Below are 25,584 nucleotides of genomic sequence, written 5' to 3'. Positions count from 1 at the left end.
TAATGTGATGTCTGCATGAATGCAGACGCGCGATTTCAAGAATTCATAAAATGAACTCACTCGGTATTGCTTGGTAAAATCTTTTTCTTCTTCATTGCTTATCTAGTTTTCAAGGTACATTCTGAATGTATAAACATTCAAAACTGAATACAATATGTCAGCGTCAATTCCGAAGGAATCTCATGGATTCCTTTTCCGTATAATCCTTAGAAAGGAGGTGATCCAGCCGCACCTTCCGATACGGCTACCTTGTTACGACTTCACCCCAATCATCTGTCCCACCTTCGACGGCTAGCTCCTAAAAGGTTACTCCACCGGCTTCGGGTGTTACAAACTCTCGTGGTGTGACGGGCGGTGTGTACAAGACCCGGGAACGTATTCACCGTAGCATGCTGATCTACGATTACTAGCGATTCCAGCTTCATGTAGTCGAGTTGCAGACTACAATCCGAACTGAGAATGGTTTTATGGGATTTGCTTGACCTCGCGGTTTTGCTGCCCTTTGTACCATCCATTGTAGCACGTGTGTAGCCCAAATCATAAGGGGCATGATGATTTGACGTCATCCCCACCTTCCTCCGGTTTGTCACCGGCAGTCTCTCTAGAGTGCCCAACTGAATGATGGCAACTAAAGATAAGGGTTGCGCTCGTTGCGGGACTTAACCCAACATCTCACGACACGAGCTGACGACAACCATGCACCACCTGTCACTCTGTCCCCCGAAGGGGAACGCTCTGTCTCCAGAGTTGTCAGAGGATGTCAAGATTTGGTAAGGTTCTTCGCGTTGCTTCGAATTAAACCACATGCTCCACCGCTTGTGCGGGTCCCCGTCAATTCCTTTGAGTTTCAGTCTTGCGACCGTACTCCCCAGGCGGAGTGCTTAATGCGTTAGCTGCAGCACTGAGGGGCGGAAACCCCCCAACACTTAGCACTCATCGTTTACGGCGTGGACTACCAGGGTATCTAATCCTGTTTGATCCCCACGCTTTCGCACCTCAGCGTCAGTTACAGACCAGAGAGCCGCCTTCGCCACTGGTGTTCCTCCATATCTCTGCGCATTTCACCGCTACACATGGAATTCCACTCTCCTCTTCTGCACTCAAGTCTCCCAGTTTCCAATGACCCTCCCCGGTTGAGCCGGGGGCTTTCACATCAGACTTAAGAGACCGCCTACGCGCGCTTTACGCCCAATAATTCCGGATAACGCTTGCCACCTACGTATTACCGCGGCTGCTGGCACGTAGTTAGCCGTGGCTTTCTGGTAAGGTACCGTCAAGGTACGTTCAGTTACTAACGTACTTGTTCTTCCCTTACAACAGAGTTTTACGATCCGAAAACCTTCTTCACTCACGCGGCGTTGCTCCGTCAGACTTTCGTCCATTGCGGAAGATTCCCTACTGCTGCCTCCCGTAGGAGTCTGGGCCGTGTCTCAGTCCCAGTGTGGCCGATCACCCTCTCAGGTCGGCTACGCATCGTCGCCTTGGTGAGCCGTTACCTCACCAACTAGCTAATGCGCCGCGGGTCCATCTATAAGTGACAGCCGAAACCGTCTTTCACTGTTTCACCATGAGGTGAAACATATTATCCGGTATTAGCTCCGGTTTCCCGAAGTTATCCCAGTCTTATAGGTAGGTTACCCACGTGTTACTCACCCGTCCGCCGCTGACTTCAAGGAGTGCAAGCACTCCTGTCTGTCCGCTCGACTTGCATGTATTAGGCACGCCGCCAGCGTTCATCCTGAGCCAGGATCAAACTCTCCATAATAGTTTGTTTGATAAAAGCTCTTTGATTGGTTGAGCCAATCACTCTTCAGCAAGTACTTAAAGTACTCAAATTATTGGAATTAACGTTGACATATTGTCATTCAGTTTTCAATGTTCATTTTTCAAGTGTTCAAAACTCATTGTAGCAGATTCATTATCCCGCTGCAAGAATTAAGACTACCTTATATACTATAAAGTGTTTGCGATACTTTCGCAAGTATCAATTTTACACTTTCGTGCAGCTGCTTTATAGCGTTTGTTTCAAGTGTTGTTGTCGTTTTCAGCGACTTTTATATCTTAACAAGCTGACCTTTTAAAGTCAACACTTTAATTCAACTTTTTTTAATCTTTTTAAATCCATTAAAAAAAGAAGCAGATCTCGTTCAGATCTACTTCATTATATAAAGTTATGACCGCTTCTTTTTCTTTTTTGAAACAACTTTCGTGTTCTTTACAGTCACACGTTCTTCCGGCGCGATCTCACCTTTTGCGACTTTGCGTGCATAACGTTCTTGTCTTGATGCCTCGTTATACTTCGGCAATGTTAACAGCTGATAGGCGTTGCATAATAAAAGCGGAAAGATAGTACAGTATAGCCACGTTGTATCTTCCACTCTTAAAAATGGAATCAATTCAACAGTGGTCATGACAATCATAAAGAACAATGCTGGAATGACGACACTGTTGTTCGTCATCTTCACTTTGTAGTACGTTACAATCAGTGCCGCAATCAAAATAAGAATTGGAATCCAGATGAACTGCTGAACATCACCTTCTTGTCTGCCAAATCTTAAATACCTGAAATAAACTAAATCAAACAGTGCAAAGACAGTGATGACTGCCTGTATAGGGTTCCAGGCCGAGCGGAAAATCCCGGCTCCAAGCTGATGGATGAATAGATAACTAAAGTAAGCTAGTTGACTCACTGAGGCAATCAATAATCCATAACCCATAAACCAGACGAATGCAGCGAGAAACTCTCCAATCTGTCCTTTGAATAAGTAGACCGTTAAACGATCATATCCGAATATCAGGCTGACCAGCAACGTCGTGATCATACCAATCAATAGCGTGATGCCATAAAATTTACCTAAATTTCTAATTGTCACAATCGTGCCTCTCTTATTTCTCAGTCTTCTCGATAATTTTTGCCGCCATATTTCTGTAGATGACTCCAAGTGGATGATCTGCTCCGTATACTGACGGTGCAAAGTCATCTTCCTGCCAGTCAGGCTGCGCAAGAGGCAGCTGGCCCAATAATTCTGTATTGAGCTCATGCGCAAGCTTTTCGCCGCCCCCGCTTCCGAACACATACTCCTTGCTGCCAGTTTCTCGGCTTTCGAAGTATGACATATTCTCGATGACTCCAAGAATCTCATGGTCTGTATGAAGTGCCATAGCTCCTGCTCTTGCAGCAACAAACGCAGCAGTTGGATGCGGCGTTGTCACAACAATCTCCTTGCTCTTCGGCAGCATTTCATGCACATCAAGTGCTACATCTCCTGTACCGGGCGGTAAATCAAGCAGAATATAATCCAGTTCTCCCCACTCGACTTCCTGGAAGAAATTATTGATCATCTTGCCGAGCATCGGCCCCCGCCAAATAACAGGAGCATTCTCTTCTACAAAGAAAGCCATCGAAATGACTTTGACACCAAATCGTTCGACAGGCAGGATGGTTTCTCCTTTAATGCCGGGACGAGATGTAATACCCATCATGTCAGGTACACTGAATCCATATATATCTGCATCGACTAAACCTACTTTTTTGCCGAGTCTCGCCAGTGCCACAGCCAGGTTGACAGATATAGTTGATTTGCCGACGCCGCCTTTACCTGAAGCAATGGAAATAAATTCTGTATTTTCAAGCTGGCGCTCAATCTCAGAGCCTGTCTGACCTCTAAACTGTTCAAGTGCCGCGTCATCGAGCTGTTCGAATCTAAGGCCGACTGTACGTGCACCATTTGCTTTTAAAGTGTCTACAATCTTAGTCTGGAGATCCAGCTGAGTCTGACCGCCTAATTTTGCAATCGCAATCTTGACACTGATATGTTCCTTCTCTTCTTTAATGGATACTTCTTTGACGCCGCCTGTTTCTTTCAATGGAACATTGATAATTGGATCGGCAAGTTCGCCAAGTAGATCTGCTGCTGTTTCTACAGTTAACACATTCATACGCCCCTTTAAATATTCATTACTATAAGAATAACAAAAAACCCGTCCTTTGTATAAATCTATTATATGACAAATTTTTAACTACTTTATGATTGAAAGAGTATAATTAAGGCTATTAACAAACATACTTATACAATCTGGAGGAACATGATGATACTTAATCACACAATTATGCAATATTTCGAATGGTACACAAATGGAGACGGTAATCACTGGAACCGATTAAAAGAAGATGCAGCAACACTGAAAGAACGCGGTATCGACGCTGTGTGGATTCCACCGGTCACTAAAGCTGACCATAACCAGAACCCGGGTTACAGTGTCTATGACCACTTTGATATCGGTGAATTTGATCAAAAAGGCAGTGTGCGTACGAAATACGGCACTAAAGATGAACTAAAAGCAGCAATCAAAGCCTGCCACGACAACGATATTAAAGTATATGTAGACATCGTTATGAATCACAAAGCAGGTGCTGATGAAACAGAACTCTTCAAAGTGGTTGAAGTTGACGCAGATAATAGAACAGACGTGATTTCTGAACCGTTTGATATTGAAGGTTATACGAAATTCACGTTCCCAGGTCGTAACGGCAAATACAGTGACTTCATCTGGAACTACACACATTTCAACGGCACAGACTATGATCACAAAACAGGTAATACCGGCGTGTACCGCATTCTCGGCGACAATAAAGGCTGGAATGAAAATGTGGATGACGAAAAGGGGAATTTCGATTATTTGATGTTCAGTAACATCGACTATAAGCACCCGGATGTCCGAAATGAAATGATTGAATGGGGCAAATGGCTCATCGACGAACTTGAAATTGATGGTATGCGTCTTGATGCCATCAAACATATCGAAAGTTATTTCATCCGCGACTTCATCAAGGCAATGAATGAACACTCAAATAATAATTTCTATTTTGTCGGAGAGTTTTGGCGTGCCGATGTTCAGACGAACGAGAGCTTCTTGATTGATGCTGAATATTCTCTCGACCTATTCGATGTTGCGCTGCACTATAATTTAAAAGAAGCATCAGAAGCTGGTGCTGCCTATGACTTGAGAACGATATTCGATAATACATTGGTCAAAGAAAACCCGCTGAACGCTGTCACATTTGTTGATAATCATGATTCTCAGCCCGGTGAATCCCTGGAATCATTTGTTCAGGACTGGTTCAAACAGAGTGCCTATGCATTAATCCTTCTGCGTTACGACGGATTCCCTGTTGTCTTCTACGGTGATTATTATGGTATCGCCGGTGAGCATCCGGTTGATGGTAAACAAATGGCTATCGACCCACTGTTATATGTCCGCAAGAAAAAAGCATTCGGTCAGCAGGATGATTATTTCGATCACAAGAACGTCATCGGCTGGGTCAGACGCGGTGCCAAAGAAGTAGAGAATTCAGGATGTGCCGTCATCATCAACAGCAGTAATGAAGATGCCGAAAAAACGATGTTTGTCGGCAAGGAAAAACAAGGTCAAGTGTGGCTTGATTATACTAACACACGTGACGAAGAAGTGATTATTGACGAAGATGGAAATGGTGTTTTTAAAGTCAACCCAGGCAGTGTATCTGTCTACTGTCAAAAAGAAGAATAATCGAACATAATATAACACCCGGCTGTCATCAGCCGGGTGTTATTTATACCAATATGTCAGTCATCATCTTTGTGATTCAAGTTTTCACTCTCAGGATAGAAAAACTCTGTCAGTGCATAGAGTATACCGATGACTATCAAGATGACAAAGTAATTGATTCTAATGTGTTCATAGTTCAAATGGACAAACAAATAAAAGAAAGTCGTATTCATAAAAACGATAAAGATATGATATTTAGCGCCTTTAAAAAATGAATGTTCGGGATTTCTTTTCTTCAGTTCATCAATAATAAATTCTATTACTAAGAGCAGGAAGTAGCCGGATACTATATAGGACCCATAATAAAATAAATTATCAATCATACTCTGATTATAGGTGAATTCAGCAAGCTGTAAATAAATTAAAATGCGGCTCAAGCCATACAATCCAAAGGCGACCATCAATAAAAAAGTAATACCGGATATTAAGACGATAGCTGTAATCATTACGATGGAGAGGAGAGACTTGCCGTGAATTTTAAAGCGTTTCAATGAATTACCTCTTTCTATAACTTGTTATTGATCAACTAAGTGCACGATTAGAGTTTCCTTTGAATTACAAGATTTCAAAAGATCAGATTTCGACTGGCGTAAACAATCTTGAACAAGAATCACGGCGAGGGCCGTGATTTTTTAATTTGAAGGCCGAGAAATCGCGAAACCTGCTCAAACACGGCCTTCCAATTTATTTTCTATAGACGATATCCCCATCAACAATAGTCATTGCGACGTTTATTTTGTGAATATCAAGAGGATCAACTGTAAAGGGATTCTCTTCAAGTATCGTGAAGTCAGCCAAGTAACCCTCTTTTATTAGTCCATTGTCCGGGCGTTGTGCGACATCTGCTGCAAGTACAGTATACAGGCGCACAGCATCAAATACTGATAGTGCCTGAGCCATTGTATATTGAGTGTCTCCGTCAAATGGTCTGCGGTTCACTGCAGCATCAATCCCTACAAGTGGATTAAATGATTCAATCGGTGCATCTGATCCACCACCGATGACAATTCCCCGGTCAAGCAATGTTTGCCAGATGTAGGCATATTGAATACGTTCGTCGCCGACACGATCCATTGCCCACGGAAAATCAGATGTCAAGAATGACGGCTGTACATCACAGATAACTGGCAGTTCAGCTATGCGGTCTACTAAATCAGCTCCAAGAAAACTGACATGAATCAAGCGGTCACGTCCTGTTGCTGGGGGATACTTTTCAATAGCATCGAGCACCATTTCACACGCCCGGTCACCAATCATATGCACAGCAACTGTTGCGTTATGACGTCTCGCCTTCTGCACTTGTGCTTCCAGCTCTTCCTGCGTATATATCGCAAGCCCCGACGTCTCCGGTGCATCGCTGTATGGTTCACGGAATAACGCGGTTCTTCCACCAAGCGCACCGTCCGCGTAAAATTTCATGCTGTCAGCTTTGATCCATGTGTCATAAGTGTAATCTGTCGCCATCAGTTCTTCAAATATGGCAGTATGTCTCAGCAGATTAAGACGCAGTTGTTTCTTACCTTTGCCGAATGTCTTTTTGTAAGCATTGAAGACATTGTGGAAATCCTGATAATACGCTAGGTCTTCTGTGTGAATAGTGGTCAAACCAACCGCATGCATGGCATCTGCCGCGCGTTCCATATGAAGCGTGAGTGATTGTTCTGTTTCATGCATGCTGGCATCGACGAATTGCTCCATTGCAGCATCATGTACCCAGCCGTTCAATACGCCGTTCTGTTTTTCATAACGGCCGCCTTCCATGTCTTGAACGTCATCTGTTATATTCAGCGCTTCGAGTGCTGCACTGTTCACGATTGCGGCATGACGACAAATACGTTTGATCAGTACTTTGTGAGAAGTCAATTCATCCAGTTCCTGACGCGTCATCCGGTGACCCAGCTGATTATCATCATATCCTTCGCAGACGAGCCAGCTATTGTCAGGTAAACAATCTACCGCTTCTCTGATCTTCTGCTTAACCGTATCAATCGCGCGGTCATCTCTAAAATCAATCCCACCGAGAGCAATTCCTGTACCGACCAAATGGATATGGGTATCGATAAGTCCCGGGAGCATCGTCCGTCCGTTCAAATCTATATAATCTGCATCTAGTTCAGGTACCTCATCAAATACTGCCGTAATGCGGTTATCATCAACTGCGACAGCTGCCACCTGTCTGCCGTCAGCTTCCATCGTATATATTGGACCATTATGATAAATCTTCATCTTCATCCCCCTAAAATAAAAAAAGATATACTATCGCTAGTATATCTTTTAATACAACGCATGACTATCATTCAAGTCCCATTTCACTGAATGTATTGCCGCCGCGGATGTCTCCAGTCTCATAACCTTTTTTGAACCACTTCATACGGTCAGCACTTGAACCATGGGTAAATGTATCCGTATTGACACGTCCCATAGACTGTTCCTGTAATGTATCATCACCAACCGCATGGGCTGCTTTAATAGCTTCTTCGATGTCTCCCTCTTCAGTGACACCCATCTTCTGTTCATAATGGGCATACACTCCGGCATAATAATCAGCCTGAAGTTCCATCGCTACAGAATATCGATTGAATTCTTTTTCGCTTAACTGTTGTCTTAAACGGTTCACTTTGTCAGCTGTCCCTAGTTGATTCTGTACATGGTGACCGACCTCGTGTGCGATGACATAGGCCATGGCAAAGTCTCCAGGAGCCTGGAATCGCTGATCAAGCTCATCCATGAACGTCAAATCGATATAGAGTTTCTCGTCAGCCGGACAATAGAATGGCCCCATCTCTGAGCCAGCGTTACCACAGCCTGTGCTGACAGCATTAGAGAATAATACCATCGTTGGTTCTTCGTAAGTCAATCCTTCATCCTGGAACAACTTGTTCCATACTGTTTCCGTATCTTTCAGTACAACACTGGCAAACTGTTCACGTTCTGTCTGACCCGACTGTCCGGAGTCATTCGTTTGAGTCTGCTGCGTCTGCTGATTAGATGTACCGCCGCCTAATATATCAGTCGGATCTCCGCCCATCAGCATATAAACGATCGCAATAATAATACCAAGACAACCGACACCGCCGCCAGTTGCTAGACCACGACCACCGCCGCCACCGACATTTTCTACATTTGAACTCCCCTGTCTCCCTTGCCATTCCATAATGTATCCTCCTAAAATAAGCTGTTAATGAATAACTTATTGTTTAATACCCATTATAGAATATTATTTATCATTCAAACATAGAAATTAATCATATATGATATTTTACAGCAGCAATCAAATAATCTGCCGCACCAGGAACGACTTCATAGTACGCTTTGAAACGGTTGTCTGCTTCGTACGTCATCATTAATCCGAGATGCATCTCCCGTCTGTACTGCGGCCAGTAATAGCTGAGATGCAACGAGGCAATATGTGCACCCTACTGTTCCGGAGTTCTCTATGTTTAGTCACTGCATCAGTCAGAAGTGATTTAATATTGCGATCAATCGCTGTCACCTGCTGATAGTCTTCTTCTTTTTTGTAAAAAAAGAATCGTTTCTCTTTGAATTTCAAGCGAAAACGATTCATGGAATCTAGTTATTGATCGAACACAGTGATCTTATCGATCGACGACAAGCCGTCAGTCACTAAATATTGCCCATCGACATGTTTCTTTACTGTGACTTCTTCTTTATTTATCTCTTCTCCGTATACTTTCTGGACATAGTATTTCGTGACAGCTGTTTTTAATTTCTGGCCGTTTTCAGTAGTGATGACCTCTTTTTTGACAAATCGTTCCGGCAGCCAAATATGATTTTTAAATGACGGATAGATTTTCACATGAAGCGTATCACCGGCCATCAGCTGACCAGATTGTTCAAAAAACGCCGTATATTTGAATTCTGAAGGTTGTTCAGGTTGTTCAGCTGAAGGTTCTTCTGTTGTCTCGACTGGTGCTTCTGGTGTTTTCGGCAGACTGCCGCTGTCTAGATGATCGACTGGTGTTCGGCTGATAGTTTCGAGCTGCCCTTTGTATGCTTTGTCGGAACCATCCCGTGATGCTTGAAGCTTCAAGTTCGGTTCTAAAAACTGAACTTCATAGCGGTTCGCCACCCCATCGATATGCAGTGCATCAACACTCAATGTCACGACCGGCTGATCCTGACGCGCACTGGTGAATGCCTGAACCTGCTCATCATTAACTGCAAGAACGTCGCCATCTGCACCGGCTTTGATTGTCAGATTGTCAATTTTTCTGACAACTTTTTTCTGTTTTTCTTCGAGAATGTTGATGTTATTCTCTGCTTTTGAGAGCTCAGAGTCAAGCCAGTTGAGCTGTGCATCAATCGTTGCTGCATCTTCTAAATCCGCTTCCAGACGCTGATCTTCGTAGGCAGCAATCTGACCTTCCACCTGCTGTTTTTCTATCCGCTTGTTATCAATCCGCAGTGCAATTTCAGCCTCTTCATTATTCAGCTTGTCATCGACATACGTAAATAAAGGATCGCCTTTTTGAACTGCATCACCTACCTGCACATGCATAAGCACTGGTTCTTTCTGCTTGCCTTTTAAATAATAGAATCCTAGCTTCTGTGTCGCTTCGCCTTCTACCGTGATGACGTGATTCTTCATCCGCTCATCTATTGCTATTGTATTGTTTGCATCGATTGCCCGGAGTGCCATGTAAATACCGCTGATGATGATGAGCCCGAGTATTACAAGGATTAATACAACCGGCCAGAACCAATTCTTTTTCATGGCGTAACCCTCTATATCATTAATTTTAATCTTAGTATAGCAACACAAAAATAGGTCAGTGTTAAGAAAATCTAAACTCTTTGTAAATTACTTGAGCAGTCGGTCGTCGTCAGATTTTATATGGGAATTGAAGTCAGTCATATTCTGACGCTTGACAGACCGATGATATCGATTCAACAGCAGCAGGAATATGATGCCGACAAGCAACGAGACAATTCCCATCCACATCAGTTCACCACGGCCTCCGCCTAAAATATAGTAAAAGGCAAAATAGAAATTGACGAGCGCAATAATGGTCATTCCGATATATGGATACATCCAATCACCTACAATATGCCGTTTTCTATTAATGCTTGACGTGCTGTTTCGATGCTGTCAGTGCCTTCTTTGTTCTTGAGCGGGCTGAATTCACTACCGCGTTCTACTTGAAGCGTGCTGAATGACTGTGCATATTGGAAGATATCAAAGTAAAACTTCTCAAACTTCAATGTTTCTTTCTTCACCACTTCAAAATCTTCATCCAGCTGAGTCAAATTTTTCACTGCCAGATGATAGGGCAGTTGATGCTTTGATGCTTGTTCAAGAAAATCCAATCTAAAGACATGGATGCCGATGTTAGCATTGTTAAACGTGTTCTCCATCCCTTCAGGCAGTTCAGTGTATTCCATCACACGCTTCCTGCCATCTGCCATAATGACGCGGCCGACACTTTCACCTTCAAGAGGAGCGATTGTTTTTGTTGTGACATCTGCACGTGACTCAACTGCTAGTCCGCACAGCACCGGATCAAGTACTTTGACAAGGACATTATCGATATTGTTCAAATAAACATGTGATACACCTTGACGTGCCATCTGCTCATAAATCCCAGTAGCCGCCATCGCTTCAAATACGCCGCCGTTACCGTTAGGGGCTGTCAGCAGTTCACTGCTTTCGTTCAGCAGTAGTTCCCCGTCCGGAGACAAGGCGACGACATTCGGCTGTTTGAAGAAAGTAAGGGCTTCCTCAGGATAATCAAAATAATGATGACTCTTGAAAAATTCAAGTGTTTCTGCATGATTGATATCGCTTGTCATAATAAACCATGGAATCGTGACATTCAGTCGGCTGTTCAATGATAACAGCTGGTCTGCCTGCATTTTGAACAGACTGATGCCGTCAAATGAGAATGTGCCTTTTGGACCTTTGTGTGCAAGGCGCGTCCCTTGACCACCTGCCATCAATAGTGCGGCAAATCTGCCCTGCTGAATTGCTTCAAGACCGAGCTGTTCAAGCGCTGCTATACGGGAGTCGGACATTTCACGTTTCACTTCTGCTGCAACGTCTGTGAGTTCCCCTGGCGGTACTTCCACATGACGGTTTACATAGACCGTGTCATAAAGTTCTTTGACTTCATCGAGACTGATCGCTCCAAGCTGCTGTTCCAAAGTGTTCTTTTCGTTTTCTGACATCATCGTCATCATCTCTATAATTAAGTGGTGATTATATTGAGGTAAATCTTGAATATCAGCCATAATTTCTCCTTTAAGGTCAATAGTTTCTCTTTATTATAGTTATTTTATCCGTCCTGTGCATTATAAATGTATCCAGTCCAATGTCCGATGAAACATTTCTGTATAGATTAAATAAGCGGTCAGCACAGAAAAAGTAGTGGCGAGAGACATATCGAGAACGCCTCCGGTCTTAAAAGTCACCGGCATCGTCACCTTCATATCAATCGGGAAGAAAAGCGCCACCCCTCTTGGTGTCATCATATCAAGCACAATATGGCTTGATATCCCGATCAATGCACAAATAATATAAGTCAGTTCGATATTGAGGAGCGTCATGACTACCGCAATGACAGCCATAAATAACAGCGAATGCGTAATGGTCCTATGTCCGAAGAAAAAATTAATCAATCTGCTCAGCAGCTTGAACTCTTTTCCTACTTTGCTGCCGGAATGACAAATATCAGGTAATATGCTGAAGACTCCTGTTGTTCCAATAATAACTGCGCTTGTACCGATATCATGAGGCGTATTCAGCGCATAGGCTGTACCGAGCAGTATACCGAATGCTGCATGAGTTTTTCCTGTCATCATCTGCTCCTTTCTTCAGGATTAAAAAAATCTACTTCTTCGTTAAATGAGGAGTAGATTTTTTGATTAAAAGAATTATGGGGCCACCTCTGGTATCGGGGCTTCAGTAGATAGTCCGCCCGGCTCGATAGGTAAGGGCGAGACTGGCTGTTCAGTCTGCTCTTCGACAGGCGGTGCTTCCGTCACAGGCGCTTCTGTCACTGGCGCTTCTGTCACTGGCACTTCTGTTACTGGCACTTCTGTCGTCGGTGCTTCCGTTTCCACTAGAGAACATTGATTACCTTGACAAATATAGCCTTCGTTCGTCAAATTGTTCCATGCTTTGGAATACTCTTCTGAATTCTCAATGTCTGTACATTTACCTTTGCCTGCAATAGCCGCATCCGTCAGACACAATCGTGCCTGATTATATTTTTCTGTATCAAATTTGTCTTCTTCAGTTGTCTTATCTGCATTTTTGCGGCCGCGCTCTTTCGCCTCTTCAATCTTTTTCTTGGCATCATCCGCTTTGTTGATTTTCACTTCTGCCTTGGGTTTGTCTTCTGTCTTCGGTTCGTCATTACATGCTGCTAACAATACAGATAGGCTAAACAGCAGAATCATTAGTTGCTTCATCATTTCTCTCCTAACATACTGTATCTATTTAATTATACTGATTATCTGTGAAATGTGAATTTATTTTTAATATACCATTTGATTTCTGTTATTATTATAGCAGTACATAAGGAGGCGCATCATGTCTGAACAACAAAAAGGAATTATTTTCGCGGCAAGCAGCTATTTAATCTGGGGCATACTCCCTATCTACTGGCGCCTTATCGATCATTTCAATGCCTACGAAATACTCGCACACCGCATCATCTGGTCATTTGTCTTTATGGTGGTTCTTATATTGGCGTTGAACAAGACACATGAACTGAAAGTACAGACCATTCAACTGCTACAGCATAAAAAAGCTGCCATCAGCTTGTTTGTTGCCGGTATAGTCATTGCGGTCAACTGGGGCCTCTTCATCTGGGCTGTCTCTAATCATCACGTGCTGCAGGCAAGCCTCGGTTATTATATCAATCCATTGATGAGTATTCTGCTCGCCATGATCTTCATGAAAGAACGCTTCTCAAAAATCGAGTGGACATCGATTATTCTCGCTGCACTCGGCGTACTCTATATGGCAATCTCCATCGGTGAAGTCCCTTACATCTCATTGTTGCTTGCTGTATCGTTTGCACTGTATGGACTGATCAAGAAAAATGTCCATATGGATGCCATGTTCACGATTTTACTAGAATGTCTGGCATCTATGCCGTTTGCTTTGATCGGCCTGATGTACTTGAAATCCAGTGATATGAGTTACTTCGGTTACAATGCAGACAGCGGCATTCTGTTGTTCTCAGGAATATTGACGGCAGTACCGTTGATTCTGTTCACAGCTGGAGCTACACGTATTCCATTATCACTCATCGGATTTCTGCAGTATATTGCACCGACATTGATGTTCATGCAGGGGGTCTTCTTCTATAATGAAGCATTCACTACGACGCATCTCGTTACATTCGCCTTTATCTGGGCCGGGCTGATTATCTACAGTTATTCTAAATACAAGCAATATCGTGCTCAACGTCGATGATCCGCTTAAAAACATTTCATTACCATTCAAAAATAGTTAATTTCATTTAAATTCATTTAAACCCATCACATTCATTGTAAGCGGATGCACAATGAGATATATTTAAGCTATAAAAATGATAAGGATGTGTTTAGTAATGGCAATGACAGTAACTAAAAATGATAAAGAAGTTAACATTAAATGGCGTGTAGCAGACATCGTTATCCCGAATGAAGACATTGTAAGTGTTAAGGAAGATACTAATATTTACGCTGGTACAAACGAAAATGACGCTAACGTCGTGAGAATTGGTTCTACTTTCGGTAAAACAAACCGCATTCTTTTAGATACTAAAGATAAACACTACATCATTTATACTCACAATGACAAAAAAATCCTTAACGAATTAAATAAATAATGAACAAGCCATCTAATCAGATGGCTTTTTTGTTTGCTGCGTTCTTATAATTAGGAGATTGGATTTACTTTTTGATACGATAGCAATATCGAAAGGAGATGGAACATGGAAAATTTAGCAGGTAAGTCAGCATTAATCACGGGCGGTTCGCGCGGTATCGGGCGTGCCATCGCCTTAAAGCTTGCAAGCCAAGGTGTGAACATCGCGATTACCGGTCGGAGCGAAGATTCATTGCAGGAGACACTTTCACAAGCAGATGCTTATGATATAGCTGCGACTGCGATTACAGCAGATGTCAGAAACGTTGATGACATTAAGGCAGCGGTCGACCACACGCTTGAAACATTCGGACAGATTGATATTGTCATCAATAATGCCGGAGTAATGAACAACGCCTTATTCCTGGATACGACAGAGGAGATGTTCCGCGACTCTTTTGAGACAAACGTCATGGGCCCATATTATGTGATGCAGCAAGTACTGCCTCATATGATTGAAAGACAGACAGGTGACATTGTGAACATCGCATCCATGTCAGCGATTAATTCTTCCGAACAGACAGCCGCTTATTCTGCAACAAAATTTGCGTTGACGGGACTGACTGAAGGGGTCATGAAGGAAATGCGAAAATACAATATCCGCACATTTACCATCAATCCATCTGCTGTACTGACTGAGTTGATCGGTGAGACTTCACTCAACCCTGACACAATGATTCATGCAGAAGATATCGCAGACGTCATCGTCAGCCAGCTGCAGTTGAATAGACGTGTATTTGTCAAAACAAATCAGATCTGGGCTACTAACCCACAGCAATCTTAAAACAAGGAGGAAATAACATGTACATCGTAACTAACCGCATTAAGTTAAAGTCCGGCTTTGCTGAAAAAATGGCCCCTATGTTCACAAAAGGTGGCGCTACACAGCAATCAAAAGGATTTGTAAAAATAGAAACTTGGTCTGTCACCAATCATGAGGAATACGATGAACTATACGTCCACACTTACTGGGAAACACTGGAGGATTTTGAAGCGTGGAAGACTTCAGATGCTTTCAAACAAGCGCATAGCCGTCCATCAAACAATGAAGAGCAAGGCGAGTCACCAATGCTCGGCTCAGAAATTGTCATCGCACAATTACAGACAACACTTGAAAAATAACACTTTCACTAAAAATATCATCCCTCATGCAGTGCATGAGGGATGATATTTTGTCCTGATTTAATGATGCTGCACATTCTAAAAAATCATATGCCCCATCACAACGATGATCGGCAGGATGATGATTGTTCTGATTAAGAAGATGGCAAATAACTTAGGAAGACTGACTGGAATTTTTGAGCCGAGGATGACGCCCCCTACTTCTGATAAGTAAATCAGCTGTGAAATACTTAACGCGGCAACGATGAATCTCGTCAATTCACTTTGTACATCGCCGATCAGAATAGCCGGCAGGAACATATCAGCAAAACCAATCAGAATAGTCTCTGATGCTGCCACAGCTTCAGGAACCTGCATCAGTTCAAGGAGTGGTACGAACGGTGCTCCAATCCACGTGAAGAAAGGTGTATATTCAGCGATGACCGTCGCAAGCGTACCAATACACATGACAACAGGCAGCACTGCAAACCACATATCCATTACTGTTCGTGTTCCAAGTGTTAACAGTCCTTTAATACCCGGGGCTTTAATCCCCCGTTCAACTGCATTTTCAAATCCATAGGTGATAACATTATGCGTATCAGGTGTCTCTTCACTTAAGCGTTTCGTTGAGCCGTTAGAATAAGAATCATTAATTTGTCGTAACGGCCATATTCGCGGCGTAATCATTGCCGCTACTAAGCAAGAAACGATAACCGTGAAATAGAAATAGAAGAAATGATTCATTAAATCAACTTCTTTAGCAACCACAATAGCAAATGTAATGGATACCACCGAGAAGCTTGTCGCAATGACCGTTGCTTCACGTCTTGTATAGAACCCTTCATCATACTGTTTGGATGCCATCATAACACCGACTGTTCCATCACCGACAAATGATGCTAAGTTCTCTACTGCTGACCTTCCGGGCAATGTGAATAAGGGTCTCATCACACGTGAAAACATCGGACCGATGAATTCAAATAAGCCGTAATCCATCAGCAGCGGCAGGAAGATACCGGCAAAGAAGAATACCGTGATCAATGTCGGCAGTAATCCATCATAAATCAGTCCGCCTGTATCTTCAGTGTTGATCCACGGGACATCCATATTGAAGTAGACGATAGTTGCAAAGATCCCGCCCAGTATACGAATGAGCAGCCAGATCCAATTGACTTCAAATAAATTTTTCAAGAATGATGTTTTAGCATTACGAGTAACCGAAAAGTAAATGGTAATGAAGATAGATAAAATAATAGTGAAATAGATCAATGTCGGCATAAATCCACCGATAAGTGCTTTAAATTTACCAGCAAGAACTGCAACCGGTAAACTTGTCTCTCCACCAACTTGAAGTGGTGTCATAAAGAGAAAAATACCAATGATTGATGCGATAATGAACTTCCACATGCCTCTTCTGCGCTGACTATCAGTATAGCTATTCATAGATTCCTCCAAAAATTATTCACTTTAAGTAATAAAAATACATTATATCTAAAAATATAATAACATAGATGAAGTATTAATATGCACTAAAATAACTAAATATTCTTTATTAGTTTAAAGAGTGATGGATACAGTTTCTATGAATGATTATACATAGATTTGAAACCGTTTACAATACAAAAAAGAGACAGGATTCTACTCTGTCTCTCAGCCGTTAAAATCGTCGACAACTCACTATGTGCAGGCTCTTCCACATAGTCCGGACGTGCCGCCACAGCTCATTCTGTAATCAACATGACCTATCCTTCATCTTTGAAGATACACTAAACTTCAAAGATGATAGACTCAAGCATCTCAATTTCTTCTATGCTGATATCATCACCAGCAATTTTGAAGTTCTCTTTGGCAAGTTTAAAGTGAGCTTTTGATTGTTGTTCTTGACCTTGTGCAGCACTTAATTCTCCCAGTGCCCGATACACTGAACCGACACCAGACTCATCACCTTCGTCTCCTGCTAGTTTCAAGGCGTCATTCAACTTGGTTGCCGCTTCGTCATATTTCCCTTCCTGCATATAGACGTACCCGACTTCATAGCAATTGATGAACTTCAATAATTGTTCATCAGGAAAATGACGGTTGATGAGGTCTTCTTCCTGTGAGAAATAGTGTTTGGCCGCCTCAAATTCACTGTCCATACGGGATACTATGCCTAGTTCATGAATAGCTTCGTATTGGTCTTCAGGTGTTTCAGCTCTATCAAGCAGCTCTTGATAAACGTGAACTGCTTGTTCGAGATTCAATTTCAATGTATGGTAATAGCCTAATGCACTTAAATACTGATTGTAGTCTTGGTGTTCAGGCGTCACTTCTTTCTGTAAAGAAGCAAATAACTGTTCCGCCTGCTGTTCATCACCTTCATGAAACGCTTCAAATGCCTGCTCAATTCTTTCGTTTATGTCCATTTTTGTCCACCTCATTGATATGTCTTTATATAAATTTTAAACCGAGAAATTTCGAAAGTCTATTAATAGCGCTGAGTTTAGAGAATATTCTTGATCATTCAACTATTGTTGTTCTTTTGTCAGTATTTGTTATAATCATCATACAACTTCATCAGAAAGGAATTCTATGTCATATACTAAATTATTTACGTTTATACTCAGTATTTTTGTAGTCGGAATGGTCGAGCTGATGATTGCAGGAATTTTAACGCTGGTTAGTGACGACTTAAATATATCAGAAGCACTTGCCGGCCAGCTGGTTACTATCTATGCATTTACCTTCGCATTGTCCGGTCCTATTCTTGTCAAATTGACTAACAAGTATGAGCCGAAATGGGTGCTGCTGGTCACGATGGGCGTATTCATTATCGGGAACGCTATTAATGCTGGTGGTTCTACATTTACGGTGATCGTCATCGGCCGCGTGATTGCATCATCAGCAGCATCGTTGATCGTAGTCAAACTGCTTGCTTTGACCGTCGTTTTAAGTAAACCGGAAGTCCGCGGCAAAATGCTCGGACTTGTCTATATAGGTTTCAGCGGGGCCAATGTTTTCGGTGTGCCGATCGGGACTAAAATCGGCGAGTGGTTCGGCTGGCGTGCGACATTCTGGATGATAGTCGCAGTCAGTTTTATCGCAGCGATATTACTAATGTTCCAGCTGCCGAATAAGATTAAGCCTGCAGAAGACTCTGATGCTAGTGCAGGAACATCGAGACTACTCCATCCAAAAGAAGCAGCAAAATATATTTCTATTACCTTTTTAATATTGGCAGCGAATGCCGCTGTCTTCACTTATATCAGTCCTATCATGTTGAACGGCGGTTATGAATTATCAGCAGTATCCATCGCCCTATTCGTGGCAGGAATCGGCAGCATGACCGGGACCAGCCTGGGGGGTGCAATGACCGATCGACTCGGCAGCCGTAAATGGTTAATCATCAGCATATCAGTATTTATTGTCTCAGTGCTGTTGTTAAACGTGACATTACCTATTTACTTGCTGTTACTGTTTATTATTCTTATATGGAATTTATCAGAGTGGGGGACGAACCCTGCGATTCAAATGGGAATCATCAAGCAAGTACAAGGCGATACCAGTCAGATTATGGCATGGAATATGTCTGCGCTGAACGCCGGCATCGGCTTTGGTGCATTAATCGGTGGTGTGCTTGTCGAATATTATGCCCCGTCATACAGCGCTTATATTGCAGCAGCCCTAGGAGCTGCTTGTTTATTGATTGCATTGACTATTAAAAGATAATGAATTGAAATACGCCTGCAAATCTTGAATTTGTAGGCGTATTTCTAATCGGTTTATTATTTTCATCATTTCCCGGCCTTCTCATTGCGTTTGACGAAATTTCTTTTGATTAATAAAGGCTAGCAGCATTTCCCTGTCTTCTTCAAATGACAATTTTAAATTTTTGAACTTATCACTGTCTATCCATTGGATATCATGAATAAGATTGTCTGGATCATGAAAAGTTTTTTCTCCACCTATTATATTTACTAAGTAATATTTAACTGTCACTTGAAAATCTTTGATTGTAGAAGACTTTGTCTGTAAGTACTCTTTAATCTCAACATGATATCCAGTTTCTTCATGAAATTCTCTAATACAGCATTGTTCGAATGTCTCTTCCTGCTCTAGTCCCCCTGAAGGAACAGTCCATAATTTTTCTTCATCAAGTGTTCCTTGGAGAACCATTAACAACTTGTTATCTTTCACACAAATACCAGCTGACCCTTTAAATTCTTTCATAGCACTCACAAATACCCATAATAACACCTGGTAATGTTTGGAACTTGTACAGTGCCATCTTTTTCAAATTCCTGAAACATTTTAATCAATGCTTGTTCAAAAGCAGGATAGTTTTCATGTACTGGGTCAAGTGAATAACTGGCTGAGACGCATCTACCGACAAATTTCTTCAGCGTATAGTCAAGGGGATAGTCGAGTTCAAAGAGTTTAAACTGCCCATCAAAGAAGTCACTAATCTTCTCTTCTTCGCTGTTGTCTCCTCCGCTGAATGCTTTGAAGTCCGGGCAATGTTCTGTGAATATTGAATGCGTTCTTTGATTAATCTCAGCTGTTGCTACTCTAGTATTCCAGATGAGACAGACCGGCCCATTGTCTACAAGAATTCTCTGACATTCTTTCTTGAACTGCTCTGCGTTGAACCAATGGAAAGACTGAGCAGCAGTGATGATATCTACACTGTTATTTTCCAGTTCTGTATATTCAGCCGGCTGCTCACTGAGTTGTAACTCGCTGCACATCAATCCGTCTCTTAGTTCATTAGCCATCGCATGATTCGGTTCTATCGCCACGACTTTACAGCCGAGGTCCAACAGCTTCTCAGTAAATTTACCTGTCCCTGCTCCTACATCTGCTACGACTGTCTGTTCATTGATTGAGAATTGATCCTTCATAAAAGCAAGCAGCGCATCTGGATACGATGGTCTGCCAAATTCATAGATTTCTGCTTTGTTTGTAAACAATTCGGTATGATTCAACTCTCTTACCCCCTGTTTCACATGCTGCTAAATAAATCGCTGTGTGAACTGCCCTTTGCCTTTTTCCATGTTTATCATACCATATGCGCCGTTAATAATCGTCATCTGCGGCGGTTTATGTCCGAAATCTACATCATAGAGGACTGGGATTTTGAGCTCCTGCGCTAGTTCTCTGTACAGATCTTCATACGTATAATCTTCTTTGACTTCAGGTTTGCCGACACGGCTGAATATTATACCTGCACAGTCATCGAACCAGCCAGCATACTTCATTTGAACAAGTGAGCGTTTGAAGTCAACTGTATCAAGTTCGCTGTCATCGATATACCATAGAATTGACTCATGATTAATATGATGTCGGAAGCCTTCTACATCACCGTATTCAGTCCCTATCAGATGACGGAAGCAGTCGATACATCCTCCGAGCAGTCGCCCTTCGATATGCATTCCGGACACTCGGTCCCCTATCGCATCAAAGCCTTTCCATTCAGTTTGTTCTGACAGCTTGAAGACGATAGACGTCGGATTCTCATGATCCCATTCTTCCTGGTACAGTTCTGAAGAAACCTGCTCTACTGACTCTCCCGCCTTTGTTCCGAGTACTTCCAGCCACTTAGCTGTTACGGGGTCCATCTCCTCACCGCGCAGATCGACGATGTTTGCCATATGAGCAGTCGCAATTCCAGTCTTGAGCGTTATAGCAAGCATCACTGTCGATATATCAGAATAGCCGGTCAGCCATTTCGGTTGAAGTTCTGCAAAATCCATGTATTCAAGCATATCGACTGCTAAATGTCCTCCCCACGGCGGCATGATGATATCCACTTCATCATCATTCATCATTTCAATTAAATATGCAGCACGTTCTTCTCCAGAACAGGCACGTGCTTTTTTTTGACCCCATATCGCATCTTTTTTCTTTACTTTGAAGCCGCGCGACTCCATCCGTTCAAATGTCTGTCTGAACATTTCTTCTGTCTCACGGTAAATTCCATTGGATACGGGCGTTACACCAATGACATGGTGCTCGTTTAATTCTGGATATTTCATTCATCTCATCCCTTTTATCGTAGTCGGTCCTGAATAATGCCGACCGCCCCTAAATAAGAATAGATGACCACAGGTCCAACAAATTTAAATCCCCGTTTTTTCAGATCGTGACTGACCATCAACGACAATTCATCTTTTGTTGGGACATCCTTTTCGTCATCATAATATCTAATAAGCGGTTGATGCGCCGTAATTGACCATAAATAATCCGAAAATGTCCCGAATTCCCGCTGCACTTCTTGAAAGGCAGCAGCATTTGTTACTACACTGTGAATCTTCGCACGGTGCTTAATCATGTCCGGCATCTCCAAAATCGTATTTAGTTTGTTCTCATCATATTTCACAATATCACTGATATCAAACCTATTAAATGCATTTTGCATTGTTTTTCTTTTCTTCAGGACTGTCAACCATGACAATCCTGCTTGAAAACTCTCCAGCACAAGAATTTCAAAGAGCAGCTGGTCATCAAAAACCGGCTGCCCCCATTCTGTATCATAATATTCCGTCATTAACGGATGCGTATCTGCCCAGCTGAAACGTTTCATAGCCATCCCCTCTTTTATCTGTTATTCATTCCATACCAACAAAAAAGCAGCTGATGCTGCTTCATTGAACCCTATTCTTTGAATCATTGTTTGACACCCTACTTATATACCAGTAATCCGATGATGATTCCAGTGACCACTATGATCCAGGGCGCCACTTTGAAAAAGTAGAGCATGACGAACAACAGCCCAGCCCAGACTATATCTACAGGTGCTTTGATAGTATGGGTTATAATCGGTGCAATCCATGCGGCTGCCAGTATACCGAGGACGCCTGCATTAATTCCTTTCAGTGCCCGGCGCATCCATGTATTTCGTCGGAGCTGCTCCCAAAACGGCAGGCAGCCGGTGACTAACAAGAAGGCTGGTAAAAATATAGCGATCATGGCGAACAAACCGCCGACTGTCCCTTTCATAACAGCGCCTAAATAAGAGGCAAAAGTAAACAATGGCCCCGGCACTGCCTGAGCGAATCCATAACCTGCAATAAAATCATCAGCATCCAGCAGACCCGGCACAAACTCTCGTTCAAGTAACGGCAGAACAACGTGACCCCCGCCAAACACCAGTAGTCCTGACCGGTAAAACTTATCAAACATGACGAGCCAGTCGCTATTGATGCCATTTGCGAGCAGAGGTAATAACAACAAGATGATGACCAGGATGATCAGACTCACCATTCCAGCGGTGCGAGAGATCGGCACAGTGAATGGATCACCATCTCCTGACGCTTCAAATAACAGAATACCGATAATCCCTGATACGACGATGATACTTATTTGTGTCACAGCTGTCTGAAACAGCAGACTGACCGCTAATGCCGTGACAGCAATCATCACTGAATGAATCGTCGTCATGCTCGTCTTCCCCATACCAATCAAGGCATGTAATACAACAGCTACTGCAACAAGCTTCAATCCTTGAATCCAATCAGTTGAAACAGCAAATGAATCAACAATATAGACAGCGGCAATCAACAGCAGGACAGATGGCAGTGTGAATCCTAGAAAGGCCAGAATTCCTCCTGCTATCCCGCCGCGCATCATACCGATGGCCATTCCTACTTGACTACTAGCAGGACCGGGGAGAAACTGGCAAAGTGCGACAAGATCCTGATACATTTTGTCACTCAACCACTTTCTACGTTCTACATATTCGTTTCTGAAATAACCTAAATGAGCTGTGGGTCCGCCGAACGATGTGACACCGAGCTTAAGTGCCACTAGAAAAATTTCAATCAGCCGTTTCATAAGTTCCTCCTAAAGCAATAGTTATGACTATCATACTATGCTTTAGAAGTCTGAAATATTACATTACTATTGAGATTTTGTTGAGGAATGTTTAATCCATCGGTCTACCACGACTATGTAAACGACATGAGTAAGCAGCCATCCAAACGCACCCGCTTGAGTCAATTCAAATAACGGCCGGACAGCAAGCACTGTCAATACATAATACAGTGCACAAGTGATGACCAGTACAATGATTAACGCGGGTAAATATAAATACTTATGAGACTTGTAAATAATCATCAGCAGCAAATAAATGATTACGCCAGTAATGATATGATAAGCTGCTTCTTCCATGAATGATGGTTTTCTCACGGTATAATCAATAATGAAATCTACATTTAACAGCAATCGGCTGATTGTAGTTCCAAAGAGGCTGTCCCATATTAACGTCAGCAGCAGCAGTAATAGAGCTGCTGCTACAGCTTTTAACAGATGTTTCATTCCTTCTCTCCCTCTCTGAACGACTGATTCACAGTCACTTAATCCCGAATAATAATAGCCAAATAGTATCATCTGAAAAATCTTTTCCTAAAAAATGTGCTTATTTCTCAGATATCTTATACAATAAGAAAGTAGCTTAGTCTTTTACCACTGAAATTTGCCATTCTAGAACGAGCAAAGGAGTGATGACATGGACCATACAATTACAATCAAATCATATAAGTACCCTAATGTCCCTCATATTGAGTTCGAAGGGAAACTTCTTGAAGAAACAGCCCACTACTGGCTTGTATTTGCGCCTAGCAGCAATGAACTGAAACATTATATCAACCAGCAGACGTATCAATCTGATCATGACAGCCTGCACTTTTTCTCTAAATATCACGGTTACACCGTCTCCATCTATATTGATGATGACATGAGACCTATCAGTATGTTCTGCAACATCTCTACTCCATGTACAAATGTCGACGATGCCATTACTTATATCGATATAGACATGGACTACGTTAAATCAAACGAAGGACTATGGTTTCTGAAAAACCATGAGAATTATGTTAGAAACAGCAAGAAATATCATTACCCGATTCAGCTGACGAACTTTGCTGCCGTTTCCTTACAAGAACTGAAAACGAACATTACCAATGGCGTGTTTCCGTTCGGGGTCAAACAGTTTGATACTATAAAGCACCTTATCTAATAGATAAGATGCTTTTTTTAATGCTGATGGACATGTGCTTGTGCAGTATGTGTACATATTATCGACGGGTCATGAACTGTAGTGTTGCTTTCGACCTGTACTGTTGTATGGCTGATATTCTGATGTTCTAGTTCATGTGCGATAGTTTCCTGCACATGCTGGCTTTCCTGAACTGTCATCGTACCATCCACTGTAATATGACAGCTGAGTGCATTTTGTCCACTCGTAATACACCACACATGAAGATCGTGGACGCCGTTTACGCCGGGTACTGACTGAATAGCATGAATGACATCATCGAGATGAACATTGGCAGGAGTTCCTTCCATCAGTATATGGACAGACTCACGTGTTACCCGCCAGCCGCTGACAAGTACGAGCAATGCGACGATGACACTCGCGATGGGATCTGCAATCCCCCAGTCAAAGAACATGATGAGCAGTGCTGCTGCGATAGCACCAATAGAACCAAGCAGGTCACCGATTACATGCAAAAAGGCCGCTCTGACATTCAAGTTCTCATGTGTATCACCACGCATCAGCAGCCAGGCGACAAAGATATTCACGAACAGACCAACTAAGGCGATAATCAGCATGCCATTTGATGCTACTTCAGGTGGATGTTTGAAGCGGTTGACAGCTTCATAGAAAATGTAGCCGGCGATCAGTATAAGTGTTACACCATTAAATACAGCAGCAAGTATTTCGAAGCGCTTGTAGCCGTATGTTTTTGTATAATCCGCTGATTTAGCACCGAATATCAGTGCAAGTAGACCTATGCCAAGAGAGATTGAATCTGACAGCATGTGTCCAGCATCTGATAATAACGCAAGACTGTTTGTCAATAAGCCACCGATTGCTTCAACAATCATATAGGCTGTAATCACAATGAAACTTAACAGCAGAGCTTTCTTATTAGTATTATGTACATGGTTATGTTCACCAGACATCAAATCACTTCCTTATCGTGATACTATTATAACACCAACACAAAAAATCAACTATAAGGAACCCCTAT

Annotated in this window: 27 protein-coding genes and 1 rRNA gene; 7 read left to right on the top strand and 21 right to left on the bottom strand. The window is 42.5% G+C overall.

The genetic code is table 11. The features are described from left to right. Positions 1 to 210 precede the first annotated feature (210 nt). The 3 genes from AC3IPL_RS01745 to AC3IPL_RS01735 form a co-directional block, all read right to left on the bottom strand. Positions 211 to 1,765 (bottom strand): 16S ribosomal RNA (locus tag AC3IPL_RS01745). Between the two features lie 406 nt (positions 1,766 to 2,171). Beyond that, complete coding sequence (locus AC3IPL_RS01740; RefSeq protein ID WP_489241340.1) at positions 2,172 to 2,873, bottom strand: KinB-signaling pathway activation protein; 702 nt, start codon at positions 2,871 to 2,873, stop codon at positions 2,172 to 2,174. Positions 2,874 to 2,886: 13 nt separating this feature from the next. Continuing rightward, complete coding sequence (locus AC3IPL_RS01735; protein WP_489242235.1) at positions 2,887 to 3,933, bottom strand: Mrp/NBP35 family ATP-binding protein; 1,047 nt, start codon at positions 3,931 to 3,933, stop codon at positions 2,887 to 2,889. A gap of 156 nt (positions 3,934 to 4,089) precedes the next feature. Between AC3IPL_RS01735 and AC3IPL_RS01730 the strand changes: the two genes are divergently transcribed. Then, entirely contained in the window at positions 4,090 to 5,550 is a 1,461-nt protein-coding gene (locus AC3IPL_RS01730; protein ID WP_489242233.1) for an alpha-amylase, read from the top strand. 56 nt (positions 5,551 to 5,606) lie between these two features. Here the strand turns inward: AC3IPL_RS01730 and AC3IPL_RS01725 are convergent, their stop codons facing one another. The 9 genes from AC3IPL_RS01725 to AC3IPL_RS01685 all read right to left on the bottom strand — a co-directional run bounded on the left by AC3IPL_RS01725 (position 5,607) and on the right by AC3IPL_RS01685 (position 13,023). Next, entirely contained in the window at positions 5,607 to 6,080 is a 474-nt protein-coding gene (locus tag AC3IPL_RS01725) for a SepA family multidrug efflux transporter (protein WP_489241339.1), read from the bottom strand. Positions 6,081 to 6,273: 193 nt separating this feature from the next. Beyond that, positions 6,274 to 7,815, bottom strand: coding sequence for an amidohydrolase (locus AC3IPL_RS01720; protein ID WP_489241338.1), 1,542 nt, complete (start codon positions 7,813 to 7,815; stop codon positions 6,274 to 6,276). Positions 7,816 to 7,882: 67 nt separating this feature from the next. Beyond that, entirely contained in the window at positions 7,883 to 8,743 is an 861-nt protein-coding gene (gene ypfJ / locus AC3IPL_RS01715; protein ID WP_489241337.1) for a KPN_02809 family neutral zinc metallopeptidase, read from the bottom strand. 91 nt (positions 8,744 to 8,834) lie between these two features. Further along, positions 8,835 to 8,987, bottom strand: coding sequence for a TipAS antibiotic-recognition domain-containing protein (locus AC3IPL_RS01710; protein ID WP_489241336.1), 153 nt, complete (start codon positions 8,985 to 8,987; stop codon positions 8,835 to 8,837). A 176-nt stretch (positions 8,988 to 9,163) separates the two neighbouring features. After that, positions 9,164 to 10,324 carry an efflux RND transporter periplasmic adaptor subunit gene (locus AC3IPL_RS01705; protein ID WP_489241335.1) on the bottom strand — a complete coding sequence of 387 codons (1,161 nt, stop codon included), beginning with the start codon at positions 10,322 to 10,324 and terminating at the stop codon, positions 9,164 to 9,166. 87 nt (positions 10,325 to 10,411) lie between these two features. Next, positions 10,412 to 10,642 (bottom strand): hypothetical protein, encoded by a 231-nt coding sequence (locus AC3IPL_RS01700; protein ID WP_489241334.1) that lies wholly within the window; start codon positions 10,640 to 10,642, stop codon positions 10,412 to 10,414. An 8-nt stretch (positions 10,643 to 10,650) separates the two neighbouring features. Then, positions 10,651 to 11,838 carry a UTP--glucose-1-phosphate uridylyltransferase gene (locus AC3IPL_RS01695; protein WP_489241333.1) on the bottom strand — a complete coding sequence of 396 codons (1,188 nt, stop codon included), beginning with the start codon at positions 11,836 to 11,838 and terminating at the stop codon, positions 10,651 to 10,653. A 60-nt stretch (positions 11,839 to 11,898) separates the two neighbouring features. Beyond that, positions 11,899 to 12,408 (bottom strand): metal-dependent hydrolase, encoded by a 510-nt coding sequence (locus AC3IPL_RS01690; RefSeq protein ID WP_489241332.1) that lies wholly within the window; start codon positions 12,406 to 12,408, stop codon positions 11,899 to 11,901. Between the two features lie 72 nt (positions 12,409 to 12,480). Next, positions 12,481 to 13,023, bottom strand: a complete 543-nt coding sequence (locus AC3IPL_RS01685) for a hypothetical protein (RefSeq protein ID WP_489241331.1) — start codon at positions 13,021 to 13,023, stop codon at positions 12,481 to 12,483. Positions 13,024 to 13,138: 115 nt separating this feature from the next. On the opposite strand from AC3IPL_RS01685, the gene rarD reads away from it, so the two are divergent. From rarD to AC3IPL_RS01665, 4 genes are all read left to right on the top strand, one after another. Next, positions 13,139 to 14,032, top strand: coding sequence for an EamA family transporter RarD (rarD, locus tag AC3IPL_RS01680; RefSeq protein ID WP_489242232.1), 894 nt, complete (start codon positions 13,139 to 13,141; stop codon positions 14,030 to 14,032). Between the two features lie 136 nt (positions 14,033 to 14,168). After that, the gene (locus AC3IPL_RS01675; protein WP_489241330.1) at positions 14,169 to 14,429 is read left to right on the top strand and encodes a SunI/YnzG family protein; all 261 of its coding nucleotides are present in this window, start codon (positions 14,169 to 14,171) and stop codon (positions 14,427 to 14,429) included. A gap of 105 nt (positions 14,430 to 14,534) precedes the next feature. Then, positions 14,535 to 15,251 (top strand): SDR family NAD(P)-dependent oxidoreductase, encoded by a 717-nt coding sequence (locus AC3IPL_RS01670; protein WP_489241329.1) that lies wholly within the window; start codon positions 14,535 to 14,537, stop codon positions 15,249 to 15,251. A gap of 17 nt (positions 15,252 to 15,268) precedes the next feature. Beyond that, the gene (locus AC3IPL_RS01665; protein ID WP_489241328.1) at positions 15,269 to 15,589 is read left to right on the top strand and encodes a heme oxygenase; all 321 of its coding nucleotides are present in this window, start codon (positions 15,269 to 15,271) and stop codon (positions 15,587 to 15,589) included. 78 nt (positions 15,590 to 15,667) lie between these two features. On the opposite strand, the gene AC3IPL_RS01660 is transcribed toward AC3IPL_RS01665, so the two are convergent. Beyond that, a complete protein-coding gene (locus tag AC3IPL_RS01660; protein ID WP_489241327.1) occupies positions 15,668 to 17,014 on the bottom strand; it encodes a YjiH family protein in 1,347 nt (448 codons plus the stop codon). Between the two features lie 323 nt (positions 17,015 to 17,337). Continuing rightward, entirely contained in the window at positions 17,338 to 17,976 is a 639-nt protein-coding gene (locus AC3IPL_RS01655) for a tetratricopeptide repeat protein (protein WP_489241326.1), read from the bottom strand. Between the two features lie 166 nt (positions 17,977 to 18,142). On the opposite strand from AC3IPL_RS01655, the gene AC3IPL_RS01650 reads away from it, so the two are divergent. Continuing rightward, positions 18,143 to 19,279, top strand: coding sequence for an MFS transporter (locus AC3IPL_RS01650; protein ID WP_489241325.1), 1,137 nt, complete (start codon positions 18,143 to 18,145; stop codon positions 19,277 to 19,279). 81 nt (positions 19,280 to 19,360) lie between these two features. On the opposite strand, the gene AC3IPL_RS01645 is transcribed toward AC3IPL_RS01650, so the two are convergent. The 6 genes from AC3IPL_RS01645 to AC3IPL_RS01620 form a co-directional block, all read right to left on the bottom strand. After that, complete coding sequence (locus AC3IPL_RS01645; protein ID WP_489241324.1) at positions 19,361 to 19,780, bottom strand: NUDIX hydrolase; 420 nt, start codon at positions 19,778 to 19,780, stop codon at positions 19,361 to 19,363. A gap of 5 nt (positions 19,781 to 19,785) precedes the next feature. Beyond that, positions 19,786 to 20,535, bottom strand: a complete 750-nt coding sequence (locus AC3IPL_RS01640) for a class I SAM-dependent methyltransferase (RefSeq protein WP_489241323.1) — start codon at positions 20,533 to 20,535, stop codon at positions 19,786 to 19,788. 27 nt (positions 20,536 to 20,562) lie between these two features. Beyond that, entirely contained in the window at positions 20,563 to 21,585 is a 1,023-nt protein-coding gene (locus AC3IPL_RS01635; RefSeq protein WP_489241322.1) for a S66 family peptidase, read from the bottom strand. Between the two features lie 14 nt (positions 21,586 to 21,599). Continuing rightward, positions 21,600 to 22,139 (bottom strand): DNA-3-methyladenine glycosylase I, encoded by a 540-nt coding sequence (locus AC3IPL_RS01630; RefSeq protein WP_489241321.1) that lies wholly within the window; start codon positions 22,137 to 22,139, stop codon positions 21,600 to 21,602. Positions 22,140 to 22,231: 92 nt separating this feature from the next. Beyond that, positions 22,232 to 23,383, bottom strand: coding sequence for a chromate efflux transporter (gene chrA, locus AC3IPL_RS01625; protein WP_489241320.1), 1,152 nt, complete (start codon positions 23,381 to 23,383; stop codon positions 22,232 to 22,234). A 66-nt stretch (positions 23,384 to 23,449) separates the two neighbouring features. Continuing rightward, positions 23,450 to 23,866 (bottom strand): hypothetical protein, encoded by a 417-nt coding sequence (locus tag AC3IPL_RS01620; RefSeq protein ID WP_489241319.1) that lies wholly within the window; start codon positions 23,864 to 23,866, stop codon positions 23,450 to 23,452. A gap of 190 nt (positions 23,867 to 24,056) precedes the next feature. Here AC3IPL_RS01620 and AC3IPL_RS01615 point away from each other — a divergent pair, with 190 nt between their 5' ends. After that, positions 24,057 to 24,566 carry a DUF402 domain-containing protein gene (locus tag AC3IPL_RS01615; protein WP_489241318.1) on the top strand — a complete coding sequence of 170 codons (510 nt, stop codon included), beginning with the start codon at positions 24,057 to 24,059 and terminating at the stop codon, positions 24,564 to 24,566. A 17-nt stretch (positions 24,567 to 24,583) separates the two neighbouring features. On the opposite strand, the gene AC3IPL_RS01610 is transcribed toward AC3IPL_RS01615, so the two are convergent. Continuing rightward, a complete protein-coding gene (locus AC3IPL_RS01610) occupies positions 24,584 to 25,516 on the bottom strand; it encodes a cation diffusion facilitator family transporter (protein ID WP_489241317.1) in 933 nt (310 codons plus the stop codon). Between the last annotated feature and the right edge of the window lie 68 nt (positions 25,517 to 25,584).

The organism is Macrococcus sp. GL_134 (assembly GCF_057834705.1).
Note: the sequence above shows the minus strand (reverse complement) of the source record. Positions and strands in the feature narration are given on the sequence as shown.